12 protein-coding genes are annotated in these 23,744 nt (G+C 69.2%); 2 read left to right on the top strand and 10 right to left on the bottom strand.

Annotation, left to right across the window (positions count from 1 at the left end; genetic code table 11):
* Positions 1 to 90: 90 nt before the first annotated feature.
* From QRN21_RS09890 to QRN21_RS09875, 4 genes are all read right to left on the bottom strand, one after another.
* Entirely contained in the window at positions 91 to 6,090 is a 6,000-nt protein-coding gene (locus QRN21_RS09890) for an Ig-like domain-containing protein (protein WP_285363870.1), read from the bottom strand.
* Positions 6,090 to 7,220 (bottom strand): serine/threonine-protein kinase, encoded by a 1,131-nt coding sequence (locus QRN21_RS09885; protein WP_285363869.1) that lies wholly within the window; start codon positions 7,218 to 7,220, stop codon positions 6,090 to 6,092. Before QRN21_RS09885 ends, QRN21_RS09890 begins: the two co-directional genes overlap by 1 nt.
* Positions 7,221 to 7,389: 169 nt before the next feature.
* Positions 7,390 to 7,956: a DNA-3-methyladenine glycosylase I gene (locus QRN21_RS09880; RefSeq protein ID WP_285363867.1), complete on the bottom strand. Its 567-nt coding sequence runs from the start codon at positions 7,954 to 7,956 to the stop codon at positions 7,390 to 7,392.
* Between the two features lie 58 nt (positions 7,957 to 8,014).
* The gene (locus QRN21_RS09875; protein ID WP_082297970.1) at positions 8,015 to 8,698 is read right to left on the bottom strand and encodes a GntR family transcriptional regulator; all 684 of its coding nucleotides are present in this window, start codon (positions 8,696 to 8,698) and stop codon (positions 8,015 to 8,017) included.
* A gap of 174 nt (positions 8,699 to 8,872) precedes the next feature.
* Here QRN21_RS09875 and QRN21_RS09870 point away from each other — a divergent pair, with 174 nt between their 5' ends.
* Together QRN21_RS09870 and QRN21_RS09865 are read left to right on the top strand one after the other, a co-directional pair.
* Entirely contained in the window at positions 8,873 to 9,598 is a 726-nt protein-coding gene (locus QRN21_RS09870) for a GntR family transcriptional regulator (protein WP_285363866.1), read from the top strand.
* A complete protein-coding gene (locus tag QRN21_RS09865) occupies positions 9,598 to 10,272 on the top strand; it encodes a GntR family transcriptional regulator (protein ID WP_056276614.1) in 675 nt (224 codons plus the stop codon). The genes QRN21_RS09870 and QRN21_RS09865 overlap by 1 nt, the downstream gene beginning before the upstream one ends.
* A gap of 149 nt (positions 10,273 to 10,421) precedes the next feature.
* Here the strand turns inward: QRN21_RS09865 and QRN21_RS09860 are convergent, their stop codons facing one another.
* The 6 genes from QRN21_RS09860 to QRN21_RS09835 form a co-directional block, all read right to left on the bottom strand.
* Positions 10,422 to 11,468, bottom strand: a complete 1,047-nt coding sequence (locus QRN21_RS09860) for an NAD(P)-dependent alcohol dehydrogenase (protein ID WP_285363865.1) — start codon at positions 11,466 to 11,468, stop codon at positions 10,422 to 10,424.
* A 132-nt stretch (positions 11,469 to 11,600) separates the two neighbouring features.
* Positions 11,601 to 13,670, bottom strand: coding sequence for an acyl-CoA dehydrogenase family protein (locus QRN21_RS09855; RefSeq protein ID WP_056276610.1), 2,070 nt, complete (start codon positions 13,668 to 13,670; stop codon positions 11,601 to 11,603).
* 150 nt (positions 13,671 to 13,820) lie between these two features.
* Positions 13,821 to 15,065 (bottom strand): HTTM domain-containing protein, encoded by a 1,245-nt coding sequence (locus QRN21_RS09850; RefSeq protein ID WP_285363864.1) that lies wholly within the window; start codon positions 15,063 to 15,065, stop codon positions 13,821 to 13,823.
* Positions 15,062 to 15,868 carry a DUF5819 family protein gene (locus QRN21_RS09845; protein WP_285363863.1) on the bottom strand — a complete coding sequence of 269 codons (807 nt, stop codon included), beginning with the start codon at positions 15,866 to 15,868 and terminating at the stop codon, positions 15,062 to 15,064. The genes QRN21_RS09850 and QRN21_RS09845 overlap by 4 nt, the downstream gene beginning before the upstream one ends.
* Before the next feature lie 83 nt (positions 15,869 to 15,951).
* Entirely contained in the window at positions 15,952 to 21,651 is a 5,700-nt protein-coding gene (locus QRN21_RS09840; protein ID WP_285363862.1) for a choice-of-anchor G family protein, read from the bottom strand.
* Positions 21,652 to 21,982: 331 nt separating this feature from the next.
* The gene (locus tag QRN21_RS09835) at positions 21,983 to 23,743 is read right to left on the bottom strand and encodes a glycoside hydrolase family 3 protein (RefSeq protein WP_285363860.1); all 1,761 of its coding nucleotides are present in this window, start codon (positions 23,741 to 23,743) and stop codon (positions 21,983 to 21,985) included.
* Position 23,744: the final 1 nt, after the last annotated feature.

The following is a 23,744-nucleotide window of genomic DNA, read 5'->3' as shown; positions in this document are numbered from 1 at the left end:
GGAGGGAGCAGGCATAGGGCAACCGTATTCGTCTCTGGCACCTGCGGTGTGCAGGGCGGTGGGGAGGAGGGAGTCGTCATCGCGGCGGGTTCATCCGGCAGGATCGGCGGGGTCGGCGGGGTCGGCGGGCTTGTCGGGGTCCTTCGGATCCTCCGGCTCCGGCTCCGGTTGGGTGCACAGCGTCACGCGGTGCGTGATCGGCTTGAGCGAACTGAAAGCGCCCGTCCACGTGATCTTCATGTCGACCATGGAGATGCCGTCGACGATCCTCGGAGTCACGGCGAGGGAGTACGACCCGCGGGCGGCAGGGCTGACGACGAACGCGTCATCCGGGTTGGCGGGCACGCACTCGCGGAACTCGACCGCCACCGTCGTCGGCGCCGTCCGGGGCGAGATCTCGACCGAATCGGAGCAGTACTCCCGCAGCACCGCGTGGCAGGAGCGCGCCCCGACCGGCAACGGTGATGAGTCGGTGCTCAGCTGGAAGTCCGACCGCCACGACCCGTACATGTAGTACTGCGGAACGAAGCCGTCTCGCACGGCGATGTCGGGCGCCGACTCGAGCCGGTAGGAATAGCGGTTGTCCTGGACCGACGGCTGGGTGGCGATCGTGTAGCTCGTGTTGCCCTTCGGGCCTTCCACGAAGGTGAACGTGAAGACCTGGGTGGTCGCCGACTCGGCGACGCCGAAGCCGTTCGATGCGCACGCCTTCACGTTGTAGGTCGAGTACTCGGCGAGCTTGGTGAGGGTGGGTGACGACGACTGCGCCTCCGCACCCGAGACCTGCAGACGACCGTCGCCGTCAGCGGTGCAGCTCGCATTGCCCGATCGCCAGGCGAGGTACACGACGTCGATGCCGAGGGCGCTGCCGTTCGGCTGCGCTGCCACTCCCGAGACGTCGATCGAGGTGTTCGACGTCGCGGTCGCGCGTGCTCCCGAGGGGTCGAAGTAGACGGTTCCCGCAGCGGTGACGGACGTGCGGAAGGCTCCGCCCTCGTTTCCACCATCGCCCGTCGGCGGCTGGAACTGGCTGATCGGGACGATCGTGATGTTCTGCGGGCCCGGCGCCAGCGCGATGTCGGCCGTCGTCGTCGCGCCGGTGCGGTTGATGACCTGCCCGGTCTCCTCGATGCGGAACGCGAGGGAGTCGTCCGACGCATCGACCGCGAGAGCGACGATGCCGCGCCCGCGCTCCGTGCTGCCGGGGCGATAGACGGGTGTGGCGTTCGCCTTCGACACCACAGGGGCGGCGTACGCCCAGCTGGTGTGCGGTGACGTCGCCGCCGATGTGCCGACCGCGTTGACGGCCGCCGCGGTGAAGACGTGCGGCGCTCCGTTGACGAGTCCGTTCACCGTGCACCGGTAGGCACCTGCCGCCGGGCTGCACGACGCGTTCGCCGGCGCTCCGTCCTGCAGGATCTCGACCCCCGTGACGCCGGGGTGCGCGCGACCGGCCTCCCCGAGGGGCACGTCGAGCACCACGGTCGAGCGGGTGAATCCGACCGTCGTGACGCTGGCGGGTGCCTGCGGGAAGCCCTGCAGATCGAGGGTCAGGGTTCCGGTGCCGGTGCGCCCCTGCGCATCCTGCACGACGAAGGGGATGATGCACTGTCCACCCGGTGCCTGCCCTCCGCCGGGCCAGCTCGCCGTGATCGCCTTGCTTCCCGAAGTCGAGATCGACGCGACATCGCATCGTGTGCCCCCGCCGAGGGACATCAGTCGGAGGCCCGATCCGGGCTTCCCGGCGAACGGGTCGTACTCCCCGGCGACGTCGACGACGTCGATGGTGCAGCTGGGGTTCGTCACGATGCACTGCTTCGTGAAGGTCGCGCCGCGCGGCGCATCCGGCGGCGCGGCTCCGACGACGAGGCGGACGGATGCCGACGGCTCGCCGTACTGGGGCACCGTGACGCTGACGTTCTCGGCGTTGCCGGGTCGCGCGTCTGCGCGTGCCTCGATGGTCAGCTGAGGCCCGTTTCGGGTGACGATGAAGGCCGAGCCCGAATAGACGATCCGGTACTCGAGGGATCCCGCGTCACCCTCACGTCCGCCCTCCCACGCGGCCATGTTCGCGTACATGTCGACCGTCTCGGTGGTTCCGGGGGCGATCGTGTGCGAGATCGACGACAGCAGCAGCTGCGGCTCGGCAGGACGGATGCTGATCGGCACGTCTATGAACGACCAGCGCTCCTGCCCCTGCAACCGCACCTGGACCAGGCAGGTGTCCGACCATGGCGCTTCACGGCCGGCGCGATACGTCACGCTGCCTGCACCCTCGGCGGAGCACGACGCGGCTGCCCGCTGCGCGGTGAACTGCCCGGATCCCACTTCGAGGGCATCTGAGGAGGTCAGGTCGACGTAGTCGGCCGCATCGAACGAGACCGAGGCGTCCTCGTCGACCACGACAGGAGTCGAGGCGGGCTTGAGCTGGACCTGCATGTCGTCGAAGGCGGGTATGCGCAGGAACCCGTAGGCGACCACCGCTCTGCCGCCCGATCCCTCGCCCTTCAGCTGGAACGGAACGAGCGCACCGTCTTCGGGGGCAGCGCCCACGATGCGGTTCCCCTGAACAGTGAACCCGGGCTGGTCGCCCCACAGGCTCAAGGTGAGGGAGGAGGCGTCACCCGAGGGCCAGCTGACACGATCGGTCACGACGTCGATGCCGCGATCCGGGAGCTCCTCCCGATCGCGCGCAGTGAGCACCGTGTCGGCGACGCTCGGCTGGTCGGCGACCGCACCGTCGGTCACGGTCACGACGATGAGACCCTGCGCCGTGCTGGATGTGCGAGTGGACCTGACCGTATAGAAGTAGGAGTTCGTGCCGGCGGTGTCTCCCGCGCGCAGCACGACACGGCCGTCTTCGAGAGAGGTGTCGGGATCGATCAGCGCGTTCAGGCGGTCGTAGAGCGGATTCCCCTTGACCGGTGGCGCGTTCGGGATGAGTTCGGTGATCTCGAGCTCGCTCTGCGCCGGATCGAGGTCGTTGAGACGCGGGTCGAGGACGATCGGTGTCGTCGACCCGGCCTCGACGCGCACGTAATCGCTGAAGGTCACGGGCGCCGCGTCATCGATGTCCGCGTCGAGCACGCCGACGCGGACGGTGCCCGTCCCCTGCTCGCCCTGCGGGTCGCGCACCGTGTATCCGAAGCTCACCTGACCGCCGTCGACACCGCCCGCGGGCGCCCGGTAGACGATCGCGTCGCCGTCGGCCGAGATCGTCGCCGTGCCCGCACCCTTCTGGGGCTGGTCGACGCCCGCGAGCACGACTCGATCGCCATCGCTGTCCATGCCGGTCGAAGGCACGGGCAGCGACACGGTCTGACCGCTGAGGACTCGGCCGGTCAGGGTCGACGGCGTCGGGGCACGGTTGGTGCCCGGAGGCACGACCGTGACCGTCACGACACCGTTGTCGGCGAGGGCGGGGTTGCGCTCGAGTGACACCGAGTACGACAGACGGTAGGTGCCGGGCGTCGTGGGTGCGAGGTAGCGCAGCGCGTTGCGGTCGGCGAAGACGAGCTCACCCGATTCGCCCGAGCCGGTCACCTCGGGGAGAACGACCAGAGGCTCCCCTCGCGGCGCCACGTCGTTGGCCGTGACAGCGATACGCGTGAGCGAACCTGCGCGCACGGTGATCGCATCGGGGAAGACGATCGGACGCGTCACCGTCGACGGCGGCGTGAGGAAGACCGTGACGGTTCCCTGCACTGCGGCGCCGGTGCCGTCGGCGATCGTCACGGTGGCCTTGCCGATCACCCCGGGCTCGCCGTCCTCCGTGGTGCCGTTCACCCGGATGCTCTCGTTGCCGACCACACGCACGCCGAGCTGCGGCGTCGAGCTCACCGCATCGGCCAGCATCAGCACCCGACCACTGGTGTTCTGCACGGCGCGGATGACGTCGACCGTCGTGTCCTCGCCCTCGCGGACGAACGCGGTCAGCGGTGCCATCGCGAGGCCCGCGGATCCGTCGACCGCGGTGATGCGGATGACGGCCGACTGCTCGGCCTGGGTGGTGACGTCCTGAGCCGTGTAGGTGACGACGTACTGCCCCGGTTCGGCCACCGTCATCTCGACGGTGCCGGATGCCGCGTTCGGGTTGACCTCGAGTCCCTGCGCGGTCGCCGCAGTCTGCACGGCGTCGACGAGACGATACGAACCGGAGCCGCCGGACAGATGATCCGAGATGCGCACCGATTGGAGCTCCCCGACACGCGCCGTCAGCGCGACCGGCGAGGCGACGAGAGCCGGGCTCCCTGTGACCTGCACATCGAGGGTCTTCTCCGCGGTCGCACCGTGCACGTCCTCGACCACCACGGTGACCGAGATCACGGCATCCGCGGCATTCGGGTCGGTGTGGCGGATGGCCACCCGTCCGTCGGCCATCGGCACGACCATGACGGGCGACGAGGAATCGGTCTCGTAGGCATCGCTGAGCACGAACGGATCGCCCTCGGGATCGACCCAGCCCGACAACGCCGAGACGACCGTGCTGCCGCCCGGAAGGAGCTGGGGCGTCGGCCACTCCTGCTGGCAGGCGTCGACTCCGCACCACACGGGCGCGGAGTTCGCTCCCGGATCGACGACAGTCAGGGTCACGGTCGCCGGAGCCGACACCGCGGCGCCGTCGGTGACCGCATATGTGAAGCTCGCCTGCCCCGAGCCCGCCTTGACGTCGACCACCAGCGACTGCCCGTTCGCGACGAGAGTCAGGTCACCGAACGCCGGGTCGCCGAGCCCGCCCGAGACCGATTCGGGATCGATCGACAGCACGTCCTTCTTGTTCGGATCGTGGTCGTTGAGGAGCACCGGCAGGATCACCTGCTCGCCCGCACGGACACCGAATGCGTCGTCGACGGCGACGGGCGGCATCTGCTCGGCCACGTCCTCGACGATGATCGTGCCCTCCTGCTGCTCGGTGTCGTCTTCGATCGCCCACTGCTCGAGCGGGATGAGCACGCCGTCGGGGGCCGTCCAGATGAGTCCGGTGCCGATCTCGCTCAGCACCGCTCGATCGCCGTTCTCCTGGAAGACCGGTTCGATCGTCGAAGAGTCGAGGGCCTCGTCCGGAACACGCAGCGGAACGGTCTCGCCACCCGCCCACAGAGTGCCCGCACCCGTGTCGAGCCAGGCGGCATAGACCTCGCCGTCGACGACGACCGGCGTCGCCGGCACGCCCGACGCGTCAGCGACCCGCTCCGACTCTCCGGAATCCAGATCGACCGACACGAGTCCGTCGGAGTCGGCGATCGACACGTTCTCGCCCGACTCAGCGCCCTCCTGGAGACGCGCGTCCTCAGCGACGTCCAGCTCCACGGGTTCGTCGCGCCCCTGCAGCCACAGCTCGCCGGTGCCCGCCTGGAGCATCGCCCAGCGGTCGCCCACGACCGTGACGAGGAGGCCCTCTGCGGCATCCGGAGCCTGCGAGACGGACTCGGGATCGCCGAGGAAGCGGTGCTCGTCGATGTCGAACCGGCGGATCGCGCCCTCGTCTGCGGAGAAGAGCACCAGCAGGCCCGCGGGCGACAGCCCGATCGCATCCGCCGTGTACGTCGGAGGGTCCTCGCCCTCCTCGACCTCGACGCCCGCGAACGGGTCGACGAGAGCAGTGGCGGCACCCGCCTCGAGAGTGGTGACCGATACCTGGCCGGTGTCGGTGCGATACGCCACATAGGCACCGGCCGACAGGATCTCCCGCGTGCCCGCCGGCGTCGGCTCGGAAGCGATCGGCGTGCCTTCATCCGACGCGTCGGAGAGCAGGTCGGCGGGATTCGCGGGGTCGAGATCCCACCGCTGCCTGTTGCCCTGGGCGTAGATGACGGCCGCCGAGCCGCTCTGCCAGACGGCCTCGGGATCGTCGACGTTGCGCACGGTGTCGATCTCGGCGAGCTCGGTGTTCACGCGGGCGTACTGGCCGCTGTCGCGCATGACCCAGACGGACGACTCGAGGCGGGGCACCTCCTGCGACTGGTATCCCTGGGCCGTGATGGCGAGCGTGAGCACCACCGCCAGGGCGGCGACACCCGAGATGGCCGCGATCAGGCGTCCGCGCGATCGGGGGTTCGCCTCCGCGCGAGCGCGGTCGCCGATGGCCATCACAGGACCCCGGTCAGGTAGAGCACGCCGACGCCGACGCCACCGAGGACCGCTGCTCCGATCAACGCGCCGATCACGCCGGCGACGAGGGGCGAGCGGGTCTTCGCACGCGCGGCGGGCAGTTCGTCGCGGTCGCGCGGCATCGCCTGCTGCTTCGCGGCGCGCACTGCACGTCGCGAGTCGGGGGCGACGGTGGTGATCACCGGGCCGCGGGCGCTGGAGTCGGAGAAGCTGACGGGCGCTGCTGCGGCCCATTCAGCGGACGCCGCCTCGAAGGCCGTCGGGTGCAGACCCAGCTCGAACTGCGCCCAGCGCAGGCGTTCCGCGAAGTCGGCCATGCTCGCGAACCGTCTGGCCGGATCACGGTGCATCGCGGTCGCGAAGATCTCGTCGATGATCGGCGGGATGCCGGGTATCGGCACCGCGGTATAGCGCGCCTTGATGATGCGCTCGGTGAGCTGGTCACGGGAGTTGGAGCCTCGGTCGGCGCGTTCGAACGGGCTTCTTCCCGCGAGGAGCGTGTACAGGGTGGCTCCGAGGCTCCAGATCTCGCTCGGGACGGATCCGGAGACGCGCTCCTGCAGCACCTCCGGCGAGCTCCACGGCACCGACATCGCGATGGTCTTTCCGTCGCCCTCGTCGATCACGGCGGCCGCGATGCCGAAGTCGGCCAGCACGGGGGCGCCGAGGGAGTTGATGAGCACGTTGGACGGCTTGATGTCGCGATGCAGGAGTCCGGCCCTGTGCACGGTCTCGAGGGCGCCTGCCATGCGCACGCCCGTGTCGAGCACCTCGGCGAGCGCCAGCGGCGCCTTCTTGTACCGGGCGCTCATGGTGTCGGGGCAGTACTCCATCGCGAAGTACGGCCGACCGTCTGCAGAGATGGACGCCTGATAGATGGTGACGATCGAGGGGTGGGCGCTGAGCCGCGCGGAGATGTCGGCCTCGACGTTGAAGGTGCGGAGAACCTCGCGGTTCACGGCATCCGCCAGCAGCACCTTCACAGCGGCGACGCGTCGCGGCATGTCCTGTTCGTAGAGGAAGACATCTGCGAACCCGCCGGATCCGAGCGGACGCACATAGCTGTACCCCGCCAGCGTCGGCGGTGTCGATGCCATGCGCGTGGCCACCCATGCTCCTCACGGTCGGTCGGGAGACCGCGCTCTGCATGATCCCTGCGCGCCGCGCTGGGCGATCCCCCCGACCACGAGTATATCGAGGGTGTGGACGATCCCGAAGGCGGGCGATCGCCCCTGCACTCGCCCCGACACGGCGGGCGCGCCCAGCACGCCTCGGTGGTCAGGCGCGCCAGCACCCGACGACATGATCGTCGACCATGCCCGCGGACTGCATGAGCGCGTACATCGTCGTCGGACCCACGAATCGGAAGCCGCGACGACGCAGTTCCTTGCTCATCGCCGTAGACTCCGGCGTCACCGCCGGAACATCCGCGAACGATGCGGGCCGCGGTCCCGATGCCGGCGCGAACGCCCACATCAGCTCATCCAGCTCGCCGTCTGCCATCGAGCGCACGATTCGGGCGTTGCCGATGGTGGCCTCGATCTTCGCCCGGTTGCGGATGATCCCCGCGTCCGCCATGAGCCGCTCGACGTCGGATCGGTCGAACTCGGCGACCCGCTCGGGCTCGAAGCCGGCGAAGACCTCGCGGAAACGGGGGCGCTTGCGCAGGATGGTGATCCACGAGAGCCCCGCCTGAAACCCCTCGAGGGCCATCTTCTCGAACAGCGCCCGGTCGCCGTGGAGCGGGGTGCCCCATTCCTCGTCGTGATACCGGCGGTATTCGGCGTCGTCGCCCACCCACCCGCATCGGTCGCGGAGGTCGGGGCCGGCGATCAGAGACGTCATGAGCCCACGCTAGCCGCCGCCACCGACACGGCGGGTGATCCCGGCTCTCCTGCCGGGACTACGCAGCGGCCTCTGCGGGGCCGGATCCGAGCGCGTCGATGAACGACGTCGAGAACCCGTCGAGGGCTTCGCGCGCCGCGGCAGCATCCTGTCGTTCGATGGCGGCGAGGGCGGCGGAGAGGAGACGGCGGCGGGAGGCCCGATCCGTGTCGAGATCGATGCCGTGGTGGCGGGCCGTCTGCGGATCCACGAACAGCCGCAGCGGGTCGATGTGGTCGCGGGCGAGGCGGGGGCCCAGACGGCCGAGCTCCCGCGAGATGAGGATCTCGGAGAGCTCGAGGTAGCCGAGCAGCTCGCAGGTCTCGTCCGCCAGTCGCGTCGACTGCTGGTGCGTGCGCACGGGCGGGCCGATGCAGCTCTTCTCGACGATCAGGCGACCGACGACGTGGGCGCGCTCGATCATGTCAGCGCGCGACCACTCCGCCACACGAGTTCCGGCGCTCGGAGACACCTGGACGAACCGCATCTCGACAAGCCGTTGCAGCGCCTCGCGCACCGGCGTCCGGGAGACGGCCCACGCATGGGCGAGCAGATCGAGCCGCAGTCGCTGGCCGGGCGGGATGCGGCCGCTCACGATCTCGGCGAGCAGGCGCTCGTATGCGAGACCGCTGAGAAGCTGCGGGCGCAGTTGGTCCTCGAGGGAGCCCATGGGCATGATCACATCGCTCTCATCAACTAACATATTGGATGATTAGAGGATGACATAAGTTAGCCGCGGACACAAATCATCTGATATTTCAATGCTCGGGCACCCTGCCTGAAGTCGTCGCCTCATCCACCGAGAGACAGGGCATGGGTATATATTGCGGGCGATTGATATATCAGGTACCCAGATGATTCCGACTAGCATTGACCCATGCCTGTGCCCAAGACCCCGGCGCAAATGCCCCGAAAGCTGCTGCGCGACCAGATCTTCGACACGCTTCTGGATGCCATCGTCGCCGGTGACCTGGCCGCAGGAGAGCCGATCTCCGACAAGCAGCTCGAGAGCTGGTTGGGCGCCTCGCGCACGCCGATCCGGGAGGCGGTGAACCGGCTCGCCGGCATGGGGCTGATCGAAGTGCTTCCGCAGCGGGGCACCCGCATCGCACCTCTCGATCCCACGAGGTTCGCAGAGGAGGTGGAGATGCTCGGCGTCGTGTACTCGGCGACGGTGCGCGAGGCTGTCCCGCTCCTCACCGACGCGGACCGGACGCAGATCGCCGACCTGCACACGACGGTGAGCCGGACCTCGAACGCCCTCGAACGCGCACGGATCGTGAACAACCTGATGAACGTGTTCGTCGACCGCTACCGCAACACCCTCGTTCAGCGCATCCGCGAGAAGTCGGTGCCGCACGTCACCCGGATGATCACCGCTCGACCCGGCGCACTCGACGCGACCGACACATCGGCCGCGCTCGACGCGCTTGCATCCGCCGCCGCCACAGGGAACGCGGATGCCGCAGCCCTGGCCGCACAGGCGTACTTCACTGCAGGGGCCGCAAGCGTGCAGGCACGAGATGCGGCCGAATCGAGCCCGCAGGTCGCTGCCGGCGCCGGCGCCGATACAGCTGAGCGGCGCGGAAGCGAGGACGCGTGATGCCCACGAGGGACACACCTCCGCCGCGGCGGCTGCTTCGCGACGAGGTCTACGACACGATCCTCGGGGCGATCCTCGACGGGACGTTGGAACCCGGGGAAGTTCTCCACGACGAGGAGCTCATGACGTGGCTCGGGTCGTCCAGAACCCCGATCCGCGAGGCGCTCAATCGACTCGCCGAGGAGGACGTCGTCGAGTTGGTGCCGCACCGTCACACCCGGGTGGCCCCGGTGAACGTCGCGGCGATCAACGAGAGCCTGTTCGTGATCGGAGTGATCCACGAGCACCTTGCCCGCACCACCACCGCCGACCTCGCGGATGCGCATATCGCCGACTTGCGTCGCGAGCTGGCGCATGTCGAGGATGCGGTGGATGCAGATGACGCGGCCGCTCTCGGACGAGCGATCCGCCGGTATTTCCTCGTCGTCGTCCGCGCCGCGACGAACTCCGTGCTGCGAGCGAAGGCCGAGACCCTGTCGCTGCAGCTGGTGCGCTTCCTCACGCCTCGCGAGAACCTCGTCACGCCTCTCCAGGCGCGCGATTTCATCCGCGCGATCACTGCAGCGGCCGAAGCCCGTGACGGCGAACGAGCCGGAGATCTGATCCACGAGCTGCACGCCGCGACGCGCGTCAACTTCCTCGAGTACTACCGCGAGCCGGATCCCGCGAACTGAGCGCGGCTACGGCTACGGCTACCGCGCCGCCCTGCCGCACAGGCCCAGCACCACCCCGACCCACACCGCCGCACCCACTGCGCGAACGGTCCCAGGGGAGCAACCGACGGGGGTCCCCTGGGGCGTACCCCGAGGACCCCCTCCGGAACTCAGTCGGCGATGGTCGCGGCGTCGATCACGAAGCGATAGCGCACGTCAGAGGCGAGCACGCGCTCGTACGCCTCGTTGATCTGCGATGCGCTGATGATCTCGATCTCGGCTGCGATGCCGCGTTCGGCGCAGAAATCGAGCATCTCCTGGGTCTCCTGGATGCCGCCGATGTTGGACCCCGCGAGCGATCGACGCCCGCCGATCAGAGACGAGACGTTCACTGAGAGCGGTTCTGCGGGGGCTCCCACGCAGACCATCGACCCGCCCACGTCGAGCAGACCGAGGTAGGCGCGGAGGTCGACGACCGCGCTGACCGTGTTGAGGATGACGTCGAACGACCCGCGCAGCGAGCGGAACGTCTCGGGATCGCTCGTCGCATAGTAGTGATCGGCACCGAGACGGAGGCCGTCATCCTTCTTGCTGAGCGTCTGCGACAGCACGGTGACCTCTGCTCCGAGAGCGTGCGCGATCTGCACGCCCATGTGGCCGAGTCCGCCGAGGCCGACGACCGCCACGCGCGTGCCAGGTCCGACGTTCCAGTGCCGCAGCGGGGAGTACGTGGTGATTCCTGCGCAGAGCAGGGGTGCCGCGACGTCGAGCCCGAGCGCGTCGGGGATGCGCACGGCGAAGGACTCGGTCACCACGACCTGCTCGGAGTATCCGCCCTGAGTGACGCTGCCGTCACGGTCGGTGCTGCCGTAGGTGAAGATCGCACCGTTGGAGCAGAACTGCTCGTCGCCGCGCAAGCAGTTGCGGCATTCTCCGCACGAGTTCACGAGACAGCCGACGCCGACCCGATCGCCGACGGCGTGCTTGGTGACATCCGATCCGATGGCCGCGACGGTTCCGGCGATCTCGTGTCCGGGTGCGAGCGGGTACTGCTGCGGCCCCCAGTCTCCGCGCACCGTGTGGATGTCGGAGTGGCAGATGCCGGCGAACGCGATGTCGATCAGGATGTCGTTCGGGCCGAGCTCGCGGCGCTCGATGACGGTCTTCTCGAGCGGTGCGGCCTCGCTGGGTGCGGCATAGGCGGTGACACGGGTCATCTCGGACTCCTCTGATCGGTGCGGATGGGCCAGATCGACACTACTCGCGCCCTCCTCTGCGGCACCTGACCGCCCACGACGAAGGCCGGGACCACTGATCCCGGCCTTCGTCAGCGGAGCGACGAGGAAACCTCAGCGCTTCGCGTTCTTCTTGAGCGCCTTCTCCAGCACAGGGGCGTCACCGGATGCCGCGAGCGCCGCGTAGTACTCCCGAGCCTCGTCCTGCCGCACGCGCTCGGCGCCGGAGGCGATGGGCGCCCGGACGTGCTCCGGCTCGTAGCCGAACGCGTCGACCAGGTCGAGTGCGTACGGACGGAGCCTGGCGCACAGACGGTCGATGTATCGCGAGACCGCGGCGGCGCGCTGCGTCGAGAGACGCCCGTGGATGAGGTGCCAGGCGAGGTGCTTCTCGATGAGCTGCAGACCGAAGAGGTCGCGCAGCCACGTGAGCACCTTCTTGGTGTCGGCGTCGTCGACGCGGTGGACGGCATCCGTGAACGCCTCCCACTGCAGCAGCTCACCGTGCGCACGGGCCGCCTCGATCAGCTCGGCCTGATTCTCGTTGAACAGCTTCGCGCCGAGGGCCTTGTCCTTGCCCGCCGGACGCAGCCGGCCGGCGATGTCGGCGACCATCTGCTGCACGCGCTCGGCGAGCAGCTGGTGCTGCTGCTCCTCACGCAGACCGTTCTCGACCGAACGCGAGACCTGACCGAGGTCGACGACCGACTGGCCGAACTGACGAAGGCCTGCGCCGTGGAACAGCTTGCCGGCGGTCATGCCTACGGCGAACTTGGCCAGGGCCGCAGCATCCTTGCCGGTGAACTGCTTGGCGTAGTCGGTGAGCAGCCGCTTGCCGACCAGCTGAAGGAGCACATTGTTGTCGCCCTCGAAAGTGACATAGATGTCGAGGTCGGCGCGAAGTCCCACGAGACGGTTCTCGAACATGAAGCCCGCTCCGCCGCAGGCCTCGCGAGCCTCCTGGAGGGTGTCGAGCGCGTGCCAGGTCGACAGCGGCTTGAGGGCTGCCGCCAGGGTCTCGAGGTCCTCACGGTCATCAGGGGTGTCGATGCGGCCGGAGAACACGCCGTCGAACTTCTGCAGGAACTCGTCGTGCGCGAAGATCTGCGCGTAGGTCGTCGCCAGGCGCGGCAGCAGGCGGCGCTGGTGCTTGCCGTAGTCCATGAGCACGACCTCCTGGCCGTCTGCTCCGTCGAACTGGCGGCGCTGCGTCGCGTAGGTGATCGCGATCTTCAGCCCGAGAGCCGAAGCCCACGACGCGGCGCCGTCGAGCGAGACCCGTCCCTGCACCAGCGTGCCGAGCATCGTGAAGAAGCGGCGACCGGGGCTGTCGATCGCGCTCGAGTACGTGCCGTCGGCCGCCACATCGCCGTACTTGTTCAGCAGGTTCGTGCGGGGGATGCGGATGTGGTCGAAGCTGAGGCGGCCGTTGTCGATGCCGTTGAGTCCGCCCTTGAGTCCGTCATCCTCACGACCGATGCCGGGAAGATCGACGCCGTCTTCGCCGCGCAGCGGCACGTAGAAGCAGTGCACCCCGTGGTTCACGCCGTTCGTGATCAGCTGAGCGAACACCGTCGCCGCCACGCCGTGCAGCGCCGCGTTGCCGAGGTACTCCTTCGTCGCGCCGCGGAACGGCGTGTTGATCACGAACTCCTCGGTGCTCGGGTCGTACGTAGCGGTGGTGCCGACCGCTGCCACGTCGGAGCCGTGCCCGATCTCGGTCATCGCGAAGGCGCCGGGGATCGAGAGATCCATGACACCGGGCAGCCACTTCTCGTGGTGCTCGGCGGTGCCGAGCTGCAGGATGGCGGAGCCGAACAGCCCCCACTGCACTCCCGACTTGATCTGCAGACTCGGATCGGCGACGACGAGCTCCTCGAAGCCGGCGATGTTGCCGCCGTTGTTGTCTTCTCCGCCGAGTGCGGTCGGGAACGCCCGGTGCACTGCCTTGTTCTCGACGAGCAGGTGCAGCTGGCTGAGCACGCGCTCGCGGTGCTCGTCCTTGCTCAGCGCGTCATCGCGCCAGAACGCCGAATCCTTGATCAGTTCGCGCGCCTCGCGGCGCGTGTCGGCCCAGGTGCCCATCAGCAGATCGGTGACCCGGGCGACATCGAACCGCAGGTTCGCATCTGCGCTGTCGGTGTGCGGGCGAGTCGTCTTCGGACGGACGGCGGCGTCGACCATGAGCGTTCCTCTCAGAGGGAAGTAGGGATACTCCCATGGTAGGTCTGCCACAACCAGGAGCGAACTGCTGTGTGCGCATCCTCCAACAAGCTCCCGGGACGGCGCCCGGTCGGATTGTCGTCAGACCACAGTCTCAGCCCAGCCGCAGTCTCAGGCCTCGACGCGTGCGGGCGCGGGAGGCGCGGTCTGCGCCTGCTCCCACCGCCGTCTCGTCCCTTCGCTCAACCGCGCCCACGTCCGATCGCGGATGAAGATCGAGTCGATCGCGATCATCGTCAGCGAGAACCACGGCAGCCCCATCAGCACGCCGATGCCGATGTGGAAGGAGAGGATGCCGATGAGGCCGATCAGCCGAGTGGGCCGCGTGAGCAGCATCAGCGGGAACGCCACCTGCAGGATGATCGAACCCCAGGTCGCCGCGACGACCATCGGGCCCCAGGTCGTGACCAGGTCGCTCAGCACCGGCCACGTGCCGAACCGAGCGGTCTGCAGAGGGTTGTACACCGCGTAACCCTCTTCCCAGGGCGCACCTCCCGCCTTGTAGAGAGCACCCGATGCGTACACGAAGCACACCTGCGCGGTCAGCGCCACGAGGGCCAGATTGTGGAAGACCGTTCCCAGGAGGGCGGGCTGGCTTCCCGGAGCGAACCACTCGCCCTTCTTGGCGCGACGTCTGGCATCGACCGACCAGCGAGCGGCCGGGTCGGCGAAGAACAGCAGGAGCAGCGCGATGCGGAACATGTTGTCGCCCTGATCGCCCACCATGTCGTTCGCCTCGATGAACCCGACCCAGAGGCAGAAGAACACCGGGAGGACGATCCGGAAACGCCAGCCGAGGACGAACAGCACCGCCAGCACGCCGAGCAGCAGATAGAGGGCGGTGTAGAGCGCGTCATTGCCCATCGCGGCATGGAACGCGCTGAAGATCCAGATCTTCGGGAACTCGCTGACGGGTTCGGCGAGTTCGCCGTTCCACGCCGACCCCGAGCCGAACGTATAGAGACGAGTGCTGAAGTTCGACGCGAGCAGGCCGATCGCCGTGATGCCGAAGAGGATGCGGGTGACCGCGAGACCGTAGAGGGCCTTCTTGCCGTTGAAGAGCCAGTCCCCCACGAACGCGGAGATCCGGTCGATCGCCGAGAGGACCATCGACCACAGTCCGCCGATCATCGACGAGGCGAAGCTCAGCAGGCGGGTCACGAAAGACCGGGGAGGCGGGGCGGCAGGCGCACCCGAAGGCGCGGGCATGCGCGGCGGCGAAGGCTCGGGGGCAGAGGCGGGTGGAGCGGATGCCGGAGCGGGCGCCGTCACGGTCGACCGCCCGGCAGCATCCTTCTTCCGGTCCCGGTTCGCGGCGCCGTTCGTCTGGGGCGCGGTCTTGGTGGGCGCGCTCACGGCTGGATCCTCTCGAACTGGGCGCGGAAGGTGTTCGCGAAGTTCTCGCGACTCTGCCCTTCCTCTTCTATAGGCAGGCGCCACCCGGTGGTCGAGAACGTGGGGTCGGGGCGCTGCGCGCTCGGATCGTTGCGATCCGCATAGGGCACCACGTTCTGGCGGCTCACGCGGTACTGGACCTTGATGACGGAGTCGGCGCCCCAGATCGCATAGGCCACCTGGGTGGCGTAGGCGGTGGAGAGGTGCTCTTCCGCCATGTACGCGTCGGTCGACGGGTTGTCGCCCTCGAGTTCGTCGAAGGAGCGCACCATCCACTCCTCCCAGCCATCCTCGGCGAAGTCGAGCCCGACGACGGCCTTCTGGTCGTCGTCCAGCTTGTTGTAGGCGTTCATCTGGCCGCTCGCGACCTCGCTCGACTGGATCCCCGCTCGGGGCGGGAAGAGGTTGTAGCGGATCATCGAGAGCTCGACGTCGGTGGCGCTCACCCACCCGGTCTCGATCTCCTCACCGTCCTTCTCGATGACGGCACGCACGTTGAAGTGGTAGTCGCCGTTGATGGGCTCGGGCGCGAAGACGCTCCACGACTGACCGAACATCGGCAGCATGTACCCGGCGAGGACTTCTTGCGTGGGGATCTCGCGGAGCGCCGAGTACGGAGCGATCCACAGGAACGACGCCCCCACGTGCCACAGGGTGAGCAGACACGCGGCGAACGCGATGAGCTTCACCCACCAGGTCGGGCGCGGTCGAGGGGCGGTCGCGGCGACCGCCGCATCCTGCACTTCGCGTGAGGTCTCAGTCATCGTGCCCATCCACATCCTTCTCACCGCTGAAGGTCGGGGCCGCCGCAGCGACGGCCCCGACCTCTCAGCGTTCCTGCACTGCGTTACTCCGTCTGGACGAGCGGCCGTCTGGAACGCGCGACCCTCGTCATCCCGAGTCCGAGCATCAGCAGCAGAGCCGCCAGCGCGATCCACCCGCCCTGGATCTCACCACCGGTGGTGGCGAGGCCCGTGGCCACGACCTGGAACGAGGCCGACACGCTGCCGGAGGTCGCTCCGGTCAGTGTCACGGCGTGGGTTCCGAGGTCGGTGCCGGAGGGGATCGTCCAGGTGAAGGTGACCGTGCCCTGCGCATCGGCGACCTGGGTGCCCAGTGCGATCGGCTCGGACGTCATCACACCGGTGACGGACTCGCCGGGCTGGAACCCGGTGCCGACCGCCGTCTGCTTCTCACCGCGCTCCAGAACCGGGACCTTGATCGTGATGGCGATCGGTCCGGTCGGGTCGGCTGCCGCGTCTGCAGACGCCGAGGCCTCAGCAGTCGCCGAGGCGGATGCCTCGGCAGCAGCCTCAGCGGAGGCATCAGCCGCCGCCGACGCGGACGCCGTGGCCGACGACGAGGCGTTGGCCGCCGCGGCCGCCGACGCGGTCGGATCAGCGTCAGCCGAAGCCGATGCGTCAGCCGCACTCGTCGAGGTCGCGTCGTTCTGCGCCGACGCCTGCGCCGCTGCCGCGGAGGCGGCCGACGCGTTCGCATCCGTCGTGGCCGTGGCCGAGGCATCCGTGGATGCGTCGTCCGTCGCCGCCGCAGACGCGGCCGCATCAGCCGTCACGTCAGCCGCCGCCGAAGCGGAACTCGTCGCATCGGCCAGAGCCGCAGCGACAGCCGCCGCCTGAGCCGCCGCGTTGCTGTCGTCATCAGCCTGAGCCGACGCCGCAGCGGATGCCGAGGCGTTGGTGTCGACCTCAGCCGACGGGTCGGCCGCAGCCGAGGCATCAGCCGTAGCCGCAGCGTCAGCCGTGGTCGCAGCGGATGCCTCGACCTCTGCCTCAGCGGAAGCATCAGCCGCCGCCGTCGCGGACGCCGTGGCCGACGACGAGGCGTTGGCCGCCGCGGCCGCCGACGCGTTCGGATCGGCATCTGCCGCCGCGGACGCGTCAGCCGCACTCGTCGAGGTCGCATCGTTCTGCGCCGCCGCCTGAGCGGCCGCTGCAGCAGACGCGTCCACATCCGTCGTGGCCGTGGTCGACGCGTCCGTGGATGCGTCGTCCGTCGCCGCCGCAGACGCGGCCGCATCAGCCGTCACGTCAGCCGCCGCCGAAGCGGAACTCGTCGCATCGGCCAGAGCCGCAGCGACAGCCGCCGCCTGAGCTGCCGCGTTGCTGTCGTCATCAGCCTGAGCCGACGCCGCAGCGGATGCCGAGGCGTTGGTGTCGACCTCAGCCGACGGGTCGGCCGCAGCCGAGGCATCGGCCGTGGCGACTGCATCGGAAGAGGCGTCGGTCGATGCACTGGCGATCGCCGCCGCGCTCGAGTTCGATGCTGCGCTCGTCGAGGCGTCCGATGTCGCCGAGGCCTCAGCCGCGGTATCCGTCGTCGCGTCGGCCAGCGCCGCAGCCTGAGCCGCTACCGCCGCACCGGCGTTCGCCTCCGAGGTGGCGTCCGCCGTGGCTGCCGTGGACGATGTCGCCGTCGCCGCCGACTCCGCCGCAGCCTCAGCCGTCGGGTCAGCCGCAGCCGATCCCTCTGCCGTGGCATCCGCGAACGCCGCCGCCTGCGCGGCCGCTTCAGCGATCGCGTCGGTCGATGCATCGGCGTTCGCCGACGCGGATGCCGACGCCGCCGCGTTCGTGTTGGCCGCAGCCTCGGACGAGGCATCCGTCGACGAGTCGGCGATGGCCGCCGACTCCGACGACGACGCCGAGTTCGACTCCGCCGCCGTCGATGCATCCGCGTTCACGTCATCCGACGCGTCGGCCTGAGCCGCCGCCTGCGCAGCAACTGCCGCCGAGGCGTTGGCCGTCGACGTGACATCGGTCGTCGCGGCCGACGAGGCATCCGGCGTCGCCGCCGCATCCGCCGCCGAGGTGGCGTCCGAGGTCGCCGCCGCTGAGGCCGCCGACGTCGCGTCTGCGAGGGCCGCGGCCTCAGCCGCCGCCTGCGCCGACGGGTCGCCGTCTGCGGTCGCGTCAGCCGAAGCGGATGCCGATGCAGCCGCGTTGGTGTTGACGTCACCCGGGTCGCCCGCGGTCACCTCGGTGGTGTCCGTGTCGCTGGACGCGCCGGATGTCGCGGTGAGCAGGTAGCCCGCGCCGGGCTCGGCATCAGCCGGAACCGGGTAGTTCTCCGTGAACGCACCGAACTCGTCAGTGGTCGCGATGACCGGGCCTCCGATGTCCGCTCCCCCGCCTGGCGCGGTGAGCTGCAGCGACACGGTGGAGTTCACCGGCCAACCCGTGCCGGTGACGGCGAGGTTGGTGCCTGCCGGAACCGACGAGGCCGCGTCGACGACGACCGGAGCAGCCGTCACCTCGGTCGTGTCGGTGGCTGTCTGCGTGCCCGCGCTCGCGGTGACCGTGTATCCCGTGCCCGCGGGAGTTCCCGCCGGCACCGGATAGTCGATCGCGAAGCCGCCGAGAGCACCGGTCGTCACCGTCTGGGGCGTGCCGATGACCGCACCACCGGGGGCTGTCAGCTGCACGGTGACCTCGGTGTCGGCCGGCCACTCCGCACCGGTGATCGCCAGGTCCGCCCCGGCCTCGACGGTCGCGGCCGCGTCGACGGTCGCCGCTGCGGTCACCTCCGTCGTGTCGGTCGCCGTCTGGGTGCCGACGGTCGCGGTGATCGTGTAGCCCGTGCCCGGCGTCGCCGAGGCGGGAACCGGGTAGTCGAGCGTGAACCCGCCGTCGCCATCGGTCGTGACCGTCTCAGGACCGCCGACGGTCGCTCCGCCCGGAGCGGTCAGCTGCACCGAGACCTCGGTGTTCGCCGGCCAGCCGGTGCCGGTGACGGGAAGGCTCGTGCCCGCCTGCACCCTGTCCGCGGCATCCACCGCTGCCGCGGCGGTCACCTCGGTCGTGTCCTCAGCCGTCTGGCCGCCGACCGTCGCGGTCACGGTGTACCCCGTGCCCGGGGTCGCCGACGCGGGAACCGGGTAGTTCAGCGTGAACCCGCCGTCGCCATCGGTCGTGACCGTCTCGGGACCCCCGACGTCAGCGCCGTCCGGGTCCGTCAGCTGCACCTCGACGACGGTGTTGGCCGGCCAGTTCGCACCGGTGATGGGGAGAGAGGTTCCCGCCTGCACCGTGTCGGCCGCATCCACCGCAGCGGCGGCCGTCACCTCGGTGGTGTCGATCGCCGTCTCGGCGCCAGCTGTCGCGGTGACCGTGTACGCCGTTCCGGGCGTCGCCGATGCGGGCACCGGGTAGGAGAGCGTGAACTCACCGTCGCCGTTCGTCGTGACCGTCTCGGGGCCACCGACGTCCGCGCCTCCGCCCGGAGCCGTCAGCTGCACCGAGATCTCGGTGTTCGCCGGCCAGTTGGAGCCGGAGACCGCGAGATCGGTGCCTGCCTGAACGGTCGGCGCCGCATCGATCGAGGCGACCGGAGCGTTCGTCACCTCGGTGGTGTCCGTCGCCGTCTGCGCGCCCAGCGTCGCGGTGACCGTGTAGCCGGTTCCCGCAGGAGTTCCGGCCGGAACGGGGTAGCCGAGCACGAAGGCACCCGACCCGTCCGTCGTGACGAGCTCGGGGCCGCCGATGTTCGCGCCGCCGCCGGGAGCGGTCAGCTGCACCGAGATCTGTGTGTTCGCGGGCCAGTTGGTGCCCGAGACGCCGAGGTCGGTTCCGTCCTGCACGGCAGGTGCCGCATCGATCGCTGCCGCGGCGGTCACCTCGGTGGTGTCCGTCGCCGTGCTGGTGCCGTCGGTCGCCGTGACGATGTAGCCGGTGCCGGGCACGGTCGAGGCCGGGATGAAGACCGTGCCGGTGAAGTTGCCCGACGCGTCGGTGGTCACCGGCGCTGATTCGTTGACCGGGGTTCCGTCCGGTGCTGCCACCTGGATCGTCACCTGGGTGTTGGCCGGCCAGCCGGAGCCGGTGACCGGAAGATCGGTTCCGGCCTGCACGGTGGTTGCGGCGTCGATAGCCGCGACTGCCGCCGCCGCTGCCTTGACGGTCGACGACGCGAGATCGAGTTCGACCCCTCCGCCCACAGCCGGGAGCAGATCGATGGCGAGCGCCCGCACGGTGAAGCTGTCACCGGGGATGTCTCCCGGCTCGGACTGCTCGTTGATCGTGATGGTCGCGATGCCGGACAGCACGCCCTGCAGCACGGGGTCCAGCGTCGAGAGCACGGGGCCGGTGACCGCTGCGAGGGCCGGCTGGACGAGCGGGATGACGCTGGTCAGCGCGGTGTTCACCAGAGGGCCGGTGGTCGTGGTGACCGCCGTGGTCACAGCGCTCACCACCGGGTTGAGCAGCGCACCGATGTTGAGCCCGGCGAGCGAGATGTCGGTGGTCACCGTCGGAACCGGCGTGGCCGTGCCCGCGAACTGAGCGAGCGAGCCGGCGATCGTGACATCGCCGGAGACCAGGTCGATCCCGGTGAGCGGGTTGGTGAGATCCACCCCGACGGTGAGCGTGACCGCCAGCGAGTCGAGGGTGGAGTCGAGGATGGTCGCGACCTTGCCGTTGAGGCTGTTCGGGTGCGTTCCGGTCAGAGCAGAGGTGATCCCCTGCTGGATGGCGGCGATCGTCGTCGCAGACAGCACAGGGGTGTTCGCGGGAAGCGAGTTGAGGTCGGCTCCTGCGCCCGTCTCCACGAGGATCTGAGCGAGGTCGACCGAGATCGTCCCGTCGCTCAGGTCGACGAGCACCGAGCCCGTGGTGTTCTCGAGCGGCTCCGTCAGGAGCTCCGTGACGACCGTCGCCCCGACTGTGTCGAGGCCGGCGATAGCGACCGTTCCGCCCGTCGCCTCGAAGGCGGCGACGAGGGGCACATCCGGAATCGCGTTGATCGTGTTGACCACGGTCGTGACGAGCCCGGTGAGCGCTCCGCCGGGACCGGCGAGGTCGCTGACCGGGGTCACCGTGCCCTGGATGGCCGTGCCCAGAGTGGTCGCGAGCCCCGCGACGAGGTTGCTGTGCAGGTCGAGGTCCAGGCCCGCGATGCGGTATTCGGAGCCGGCGACGCCGGCGTTCGACTCCGCCCGCGATGCGAGGGCTCCGATGCCGACCGACGCTTCGTCGAGGACGGCGTCGGTGAGACCGGCGACGCTGAGCTGGTCGAAGAGATCGGTGAGTTCGAGGGTGGCGGGGTTGACGCTTCCGTCGATCGCCCCCGCATCGATCGCACCACCGGAGGTGATCGCGCCGGAGGACGCGATCGACTGGGTCTGCGTGGGTGAGGAGCTGAAGCTCTGCGCGCCCCCCAGATCGCCCAGCTGCAGCAGACCGGGCGACGTGCCGTCGGTCAGCAGCGGCACGTTGAGCGTGCCCACGTCGATGCTGAGCGCCTCGAGCACGTCGAGGTCGAGACCGCCGAGCTCAGGGCCGACCGCGGCCGGGTTGCTCGTCAGCGTGTGCCCGAGTGCGGCGACGTCCAATCCGCCGAGCAGGTCGGCCGGCAACTGGATGATCTGTCCCTGCGCGACCGACGGATCGTTCGGATTCGCGTCATCGAGCGCATTCGCCGCCGTCGGTACCAGTGCACCCGCAAGGATCATCGCGCCGACGGTCACGCCGGCGATGCCTCCCCCGATGGCTCTGCGTCGCCGCAGAGTCTTCCCCTCCAAGAATTCCATTCGCCTCTCCCGTGATGCAGATGTTCCGCGTCACAAGGCCCTCCCCAGGCGTCGACAGGTGCCGACCGAGCGCATGTCCAGACAGTATTGCCGGATCGAGAATGTTAAGTCCAGCGATTGTCCAGTGATCTTTCAGGAAACGTCATCAGGTGAGACATTTCGTCGTCGGCCATTGAGACCTGCCCACAGGTCTGTCGGCGAGGACGCTTTTGCCAGGACGAATAGGAGGGGTGCAGCGCACTCCGCGCAGGCGCGACACGCACTCCGGCCACACGACGAAACCGCCCCGCAGACCGAGGTCTGCGGGGCGGTTCAGTGCGTGAAGCGAGGGCTACAGAGCGAGCCCGTCGCCGAATCGGAAGAGCGGATCAGCGGTGTCGAACGGCACGTCGGGTCGCGAGGCGACGACCGCGGCCATCGACCTCGGCAGGTCGAACGGGAGCCTGCCCTGCGCGCTCGCGACGCCACTCAGCACATCGAGCAGCGCCGCCCCTGAGACACCCCAGTTGACGGTGACGGCCGCCGCACCGGCCACGATCGGTTCGAGAATGGGCGGTCGATCGGCGAGCACATCGACCACGGTCGGCACGGCTCCGGCGATGGCGCCGACATGCGCGAGCACCTCGTCGGAGAACTCGAGCGACCCCGCATGGAAGAAGTTCTCGAAGGTCGTGTCGCGCTGCTCGAACGGCGCCTGGAGACGGAGGATCGCCAGGTCGGCCTCGTCGACGGTCGCCACGACGTCGCCGTACGCGGCTGCGACGGATGGTTCGATCCCCTCGACGTAGAGCTTGATCCCGGGGGCGAAGGGCAGCGAGCCATCGTTCGTCAGCACGGTCACGGAGGCCCGCTGGGCCGCCTCTCCCGCGGCGCGGAACTCCGCGCTGCCGACGATCTCGTCCGCCGCGTCCTCGTCGACGAACGGGTTCTCGAAGAGCCCGAGCTCGAACTTCTCCCGCAGGATCCGTCGCGCCGAGAGGTCGAGCCTCTCCTCCGAGACCGAGCCCTCGGCGACCAGCCCGAGCAGCAGTTCGGGGCAGTCCTCGCCACCGAACTGATCGACACCCGCATCGAGCACCTTGAGCATCCGCTCTCGCGGCGTCAGATGCTCCACGCCCCAGGCGCGGGCAGGGAACGGCTGGCCGAAGATCTCCGCATCGTTGATCAGACCCCAATCGGTGCACACCAGGCCGTCGAAGCCGAATCGCTCGCGCAGCAGCCCGGTGATCACCGACCTGTTGAAGCCGAACCCGACCTCCTCGTACTCGGTGCCGACGGGCATGCCGTAGTACGGCATCATCTGACGCGTGCCGGCGGCCAGTGCATCCTCGAAGGGCTTGAGGTGCAGGTCGAACGCACCCCCGGGATACACCTGCTCCCGCCCGTACGGGAAGTGCGGGTCCTCGCCGTCGAGCTGCGGCCCGCCGCCGGGGAAGTGCTTGGTCATGGTCGAGACCGATCCGGGACCGAACGAGTCGCCCTGGAACCCGCGGATATATGCCGCTCCCAGAATGCCCGTCAATTCGGGGTCCTCTCCGAACGTCGCCGTCTGCCGCGCCCACCTCGGTTCGGTGGCGAGGTCGACCTGCGGGTGAAGGGCGACGCGCAGGCCGACAGCCGTATATTCCTGACGAGCGATATCTGCGAACCGTTCGACCAGCTCGGGGTCACGGGTGGCTGCGAGACCCAGGGTCTCCGGCCACTGCGAGAACGGTCCGGCGAGGATCGACGCCCCGGGATTCTCGCTGAACGAATGCCGCGGGTCGGTCGACAGCGTGACCGGGATGCCGAGCCGGGTCGAGGCCGCCAGCCGCTGCAGCTCGTTCTGCCAGGCGGCTATCTCTCGCCCGGTGGGCGCCGCCCCCAGCAGGTTGAAGTGCGTCATGTTCTTGAGGTCGATGAACTCGCGGGCGCTCGGTGTGCCGAAGATCGGGTTCGCCTCATCGAGGTCTCCGATCGCGATCATCGTGTGGAAGAACAGTCCGGCCTTCTCCTCGACGGTCATCTCGTCGAGGAGGAGCTGCACTCTCTCATCGACCGGCAGGGCCGCGTCGAGCCACGGTCGGGCAGTGGTCACGTCGGTGTCGGTCATG

The organism is Microbacterium sp. LMC-P-041, from assembly GCF_030209555.1.
Taxonomy (GTDB): Bacteria; Actinomycetota; Actinomycetes; order Actinomycetales; family Microbacteriaceae; genus Microbacterium.
Note: the sequence above shows the minus strand (reverse complement) of the source record. Positions and strands in the feature narration are given on the sequence as shown.

Coding starts and splice junctions, on each gene's coding strand:
- QRN21_RS09890 (WP_285363870.1), bottom strand. CDS start 6,090: ATGGCCATCGGCGACCGCGCTCGCGCGGAGGCGAACCCCCGATCGCGC.
- QRN21_RS09880 (WP_285363867.1), bottom strand. CDS start 7,956: ATGACGTCTCTGATCGCCGGCCCCGACCTCCGCGACCGATGCGGGTGG.
- QRN21_RS09875 (WP_082297970.1), bottom strand. CDS start 8,698: ATGTTAGTTGATGAGAGCGATGTGATCATGCCCATGGGCTCCCTCGAG.
- QRN21_RS09870 (WP_285363866.1), top strand. CDS start 8,873: ATGCCTGTGCCCAAGACCCCGGCGCAAATGCCCCGAAAGCTGCTGCGC.
- QRN21_RS09865 (WP_056276614.1), top strand. CDS start 9,598: ATGCCCACGAGGGACACACCTCCGCCGCGGCGGCTGCTTCGCGACGAG.
- QRN21_RS09860 (WP_285363865.1), bottom strand. CDS start 11,468: ATGACCCGTGTCACCGCCTATGCCGCACCCAGCGAGGCCGCACCGCTC.
- QRN21_RS09855 (WP_056276610.1), bottom strand. CDS start 13,670: ATGGTCGACGCCGCCGTCCGTCCGAAGACGACTCGCCCGCACACCGAC.
- QRN21_RS09845 (WP_285363863.1), bottom strand. CDS start 15,868: ATGACTGAGACCTCACGCGAAGTGCAGGATGCGGCGGTCGCCGCGACC.
- QRN21_RS09840 (WP_285363862.1), bottom strand. CDS start 21,651: ATGGAATTCTTGGAGGGGAAGACTCTGCGGCGACGCAGAGCCATCGGG.
- QRN21_RS09835 (WP_285363860.1), bottom strand. CDS start 23,743: ATGACCGACACCGACGTGACCACTGCCCGACCGTGGCTCGACGCGGCC.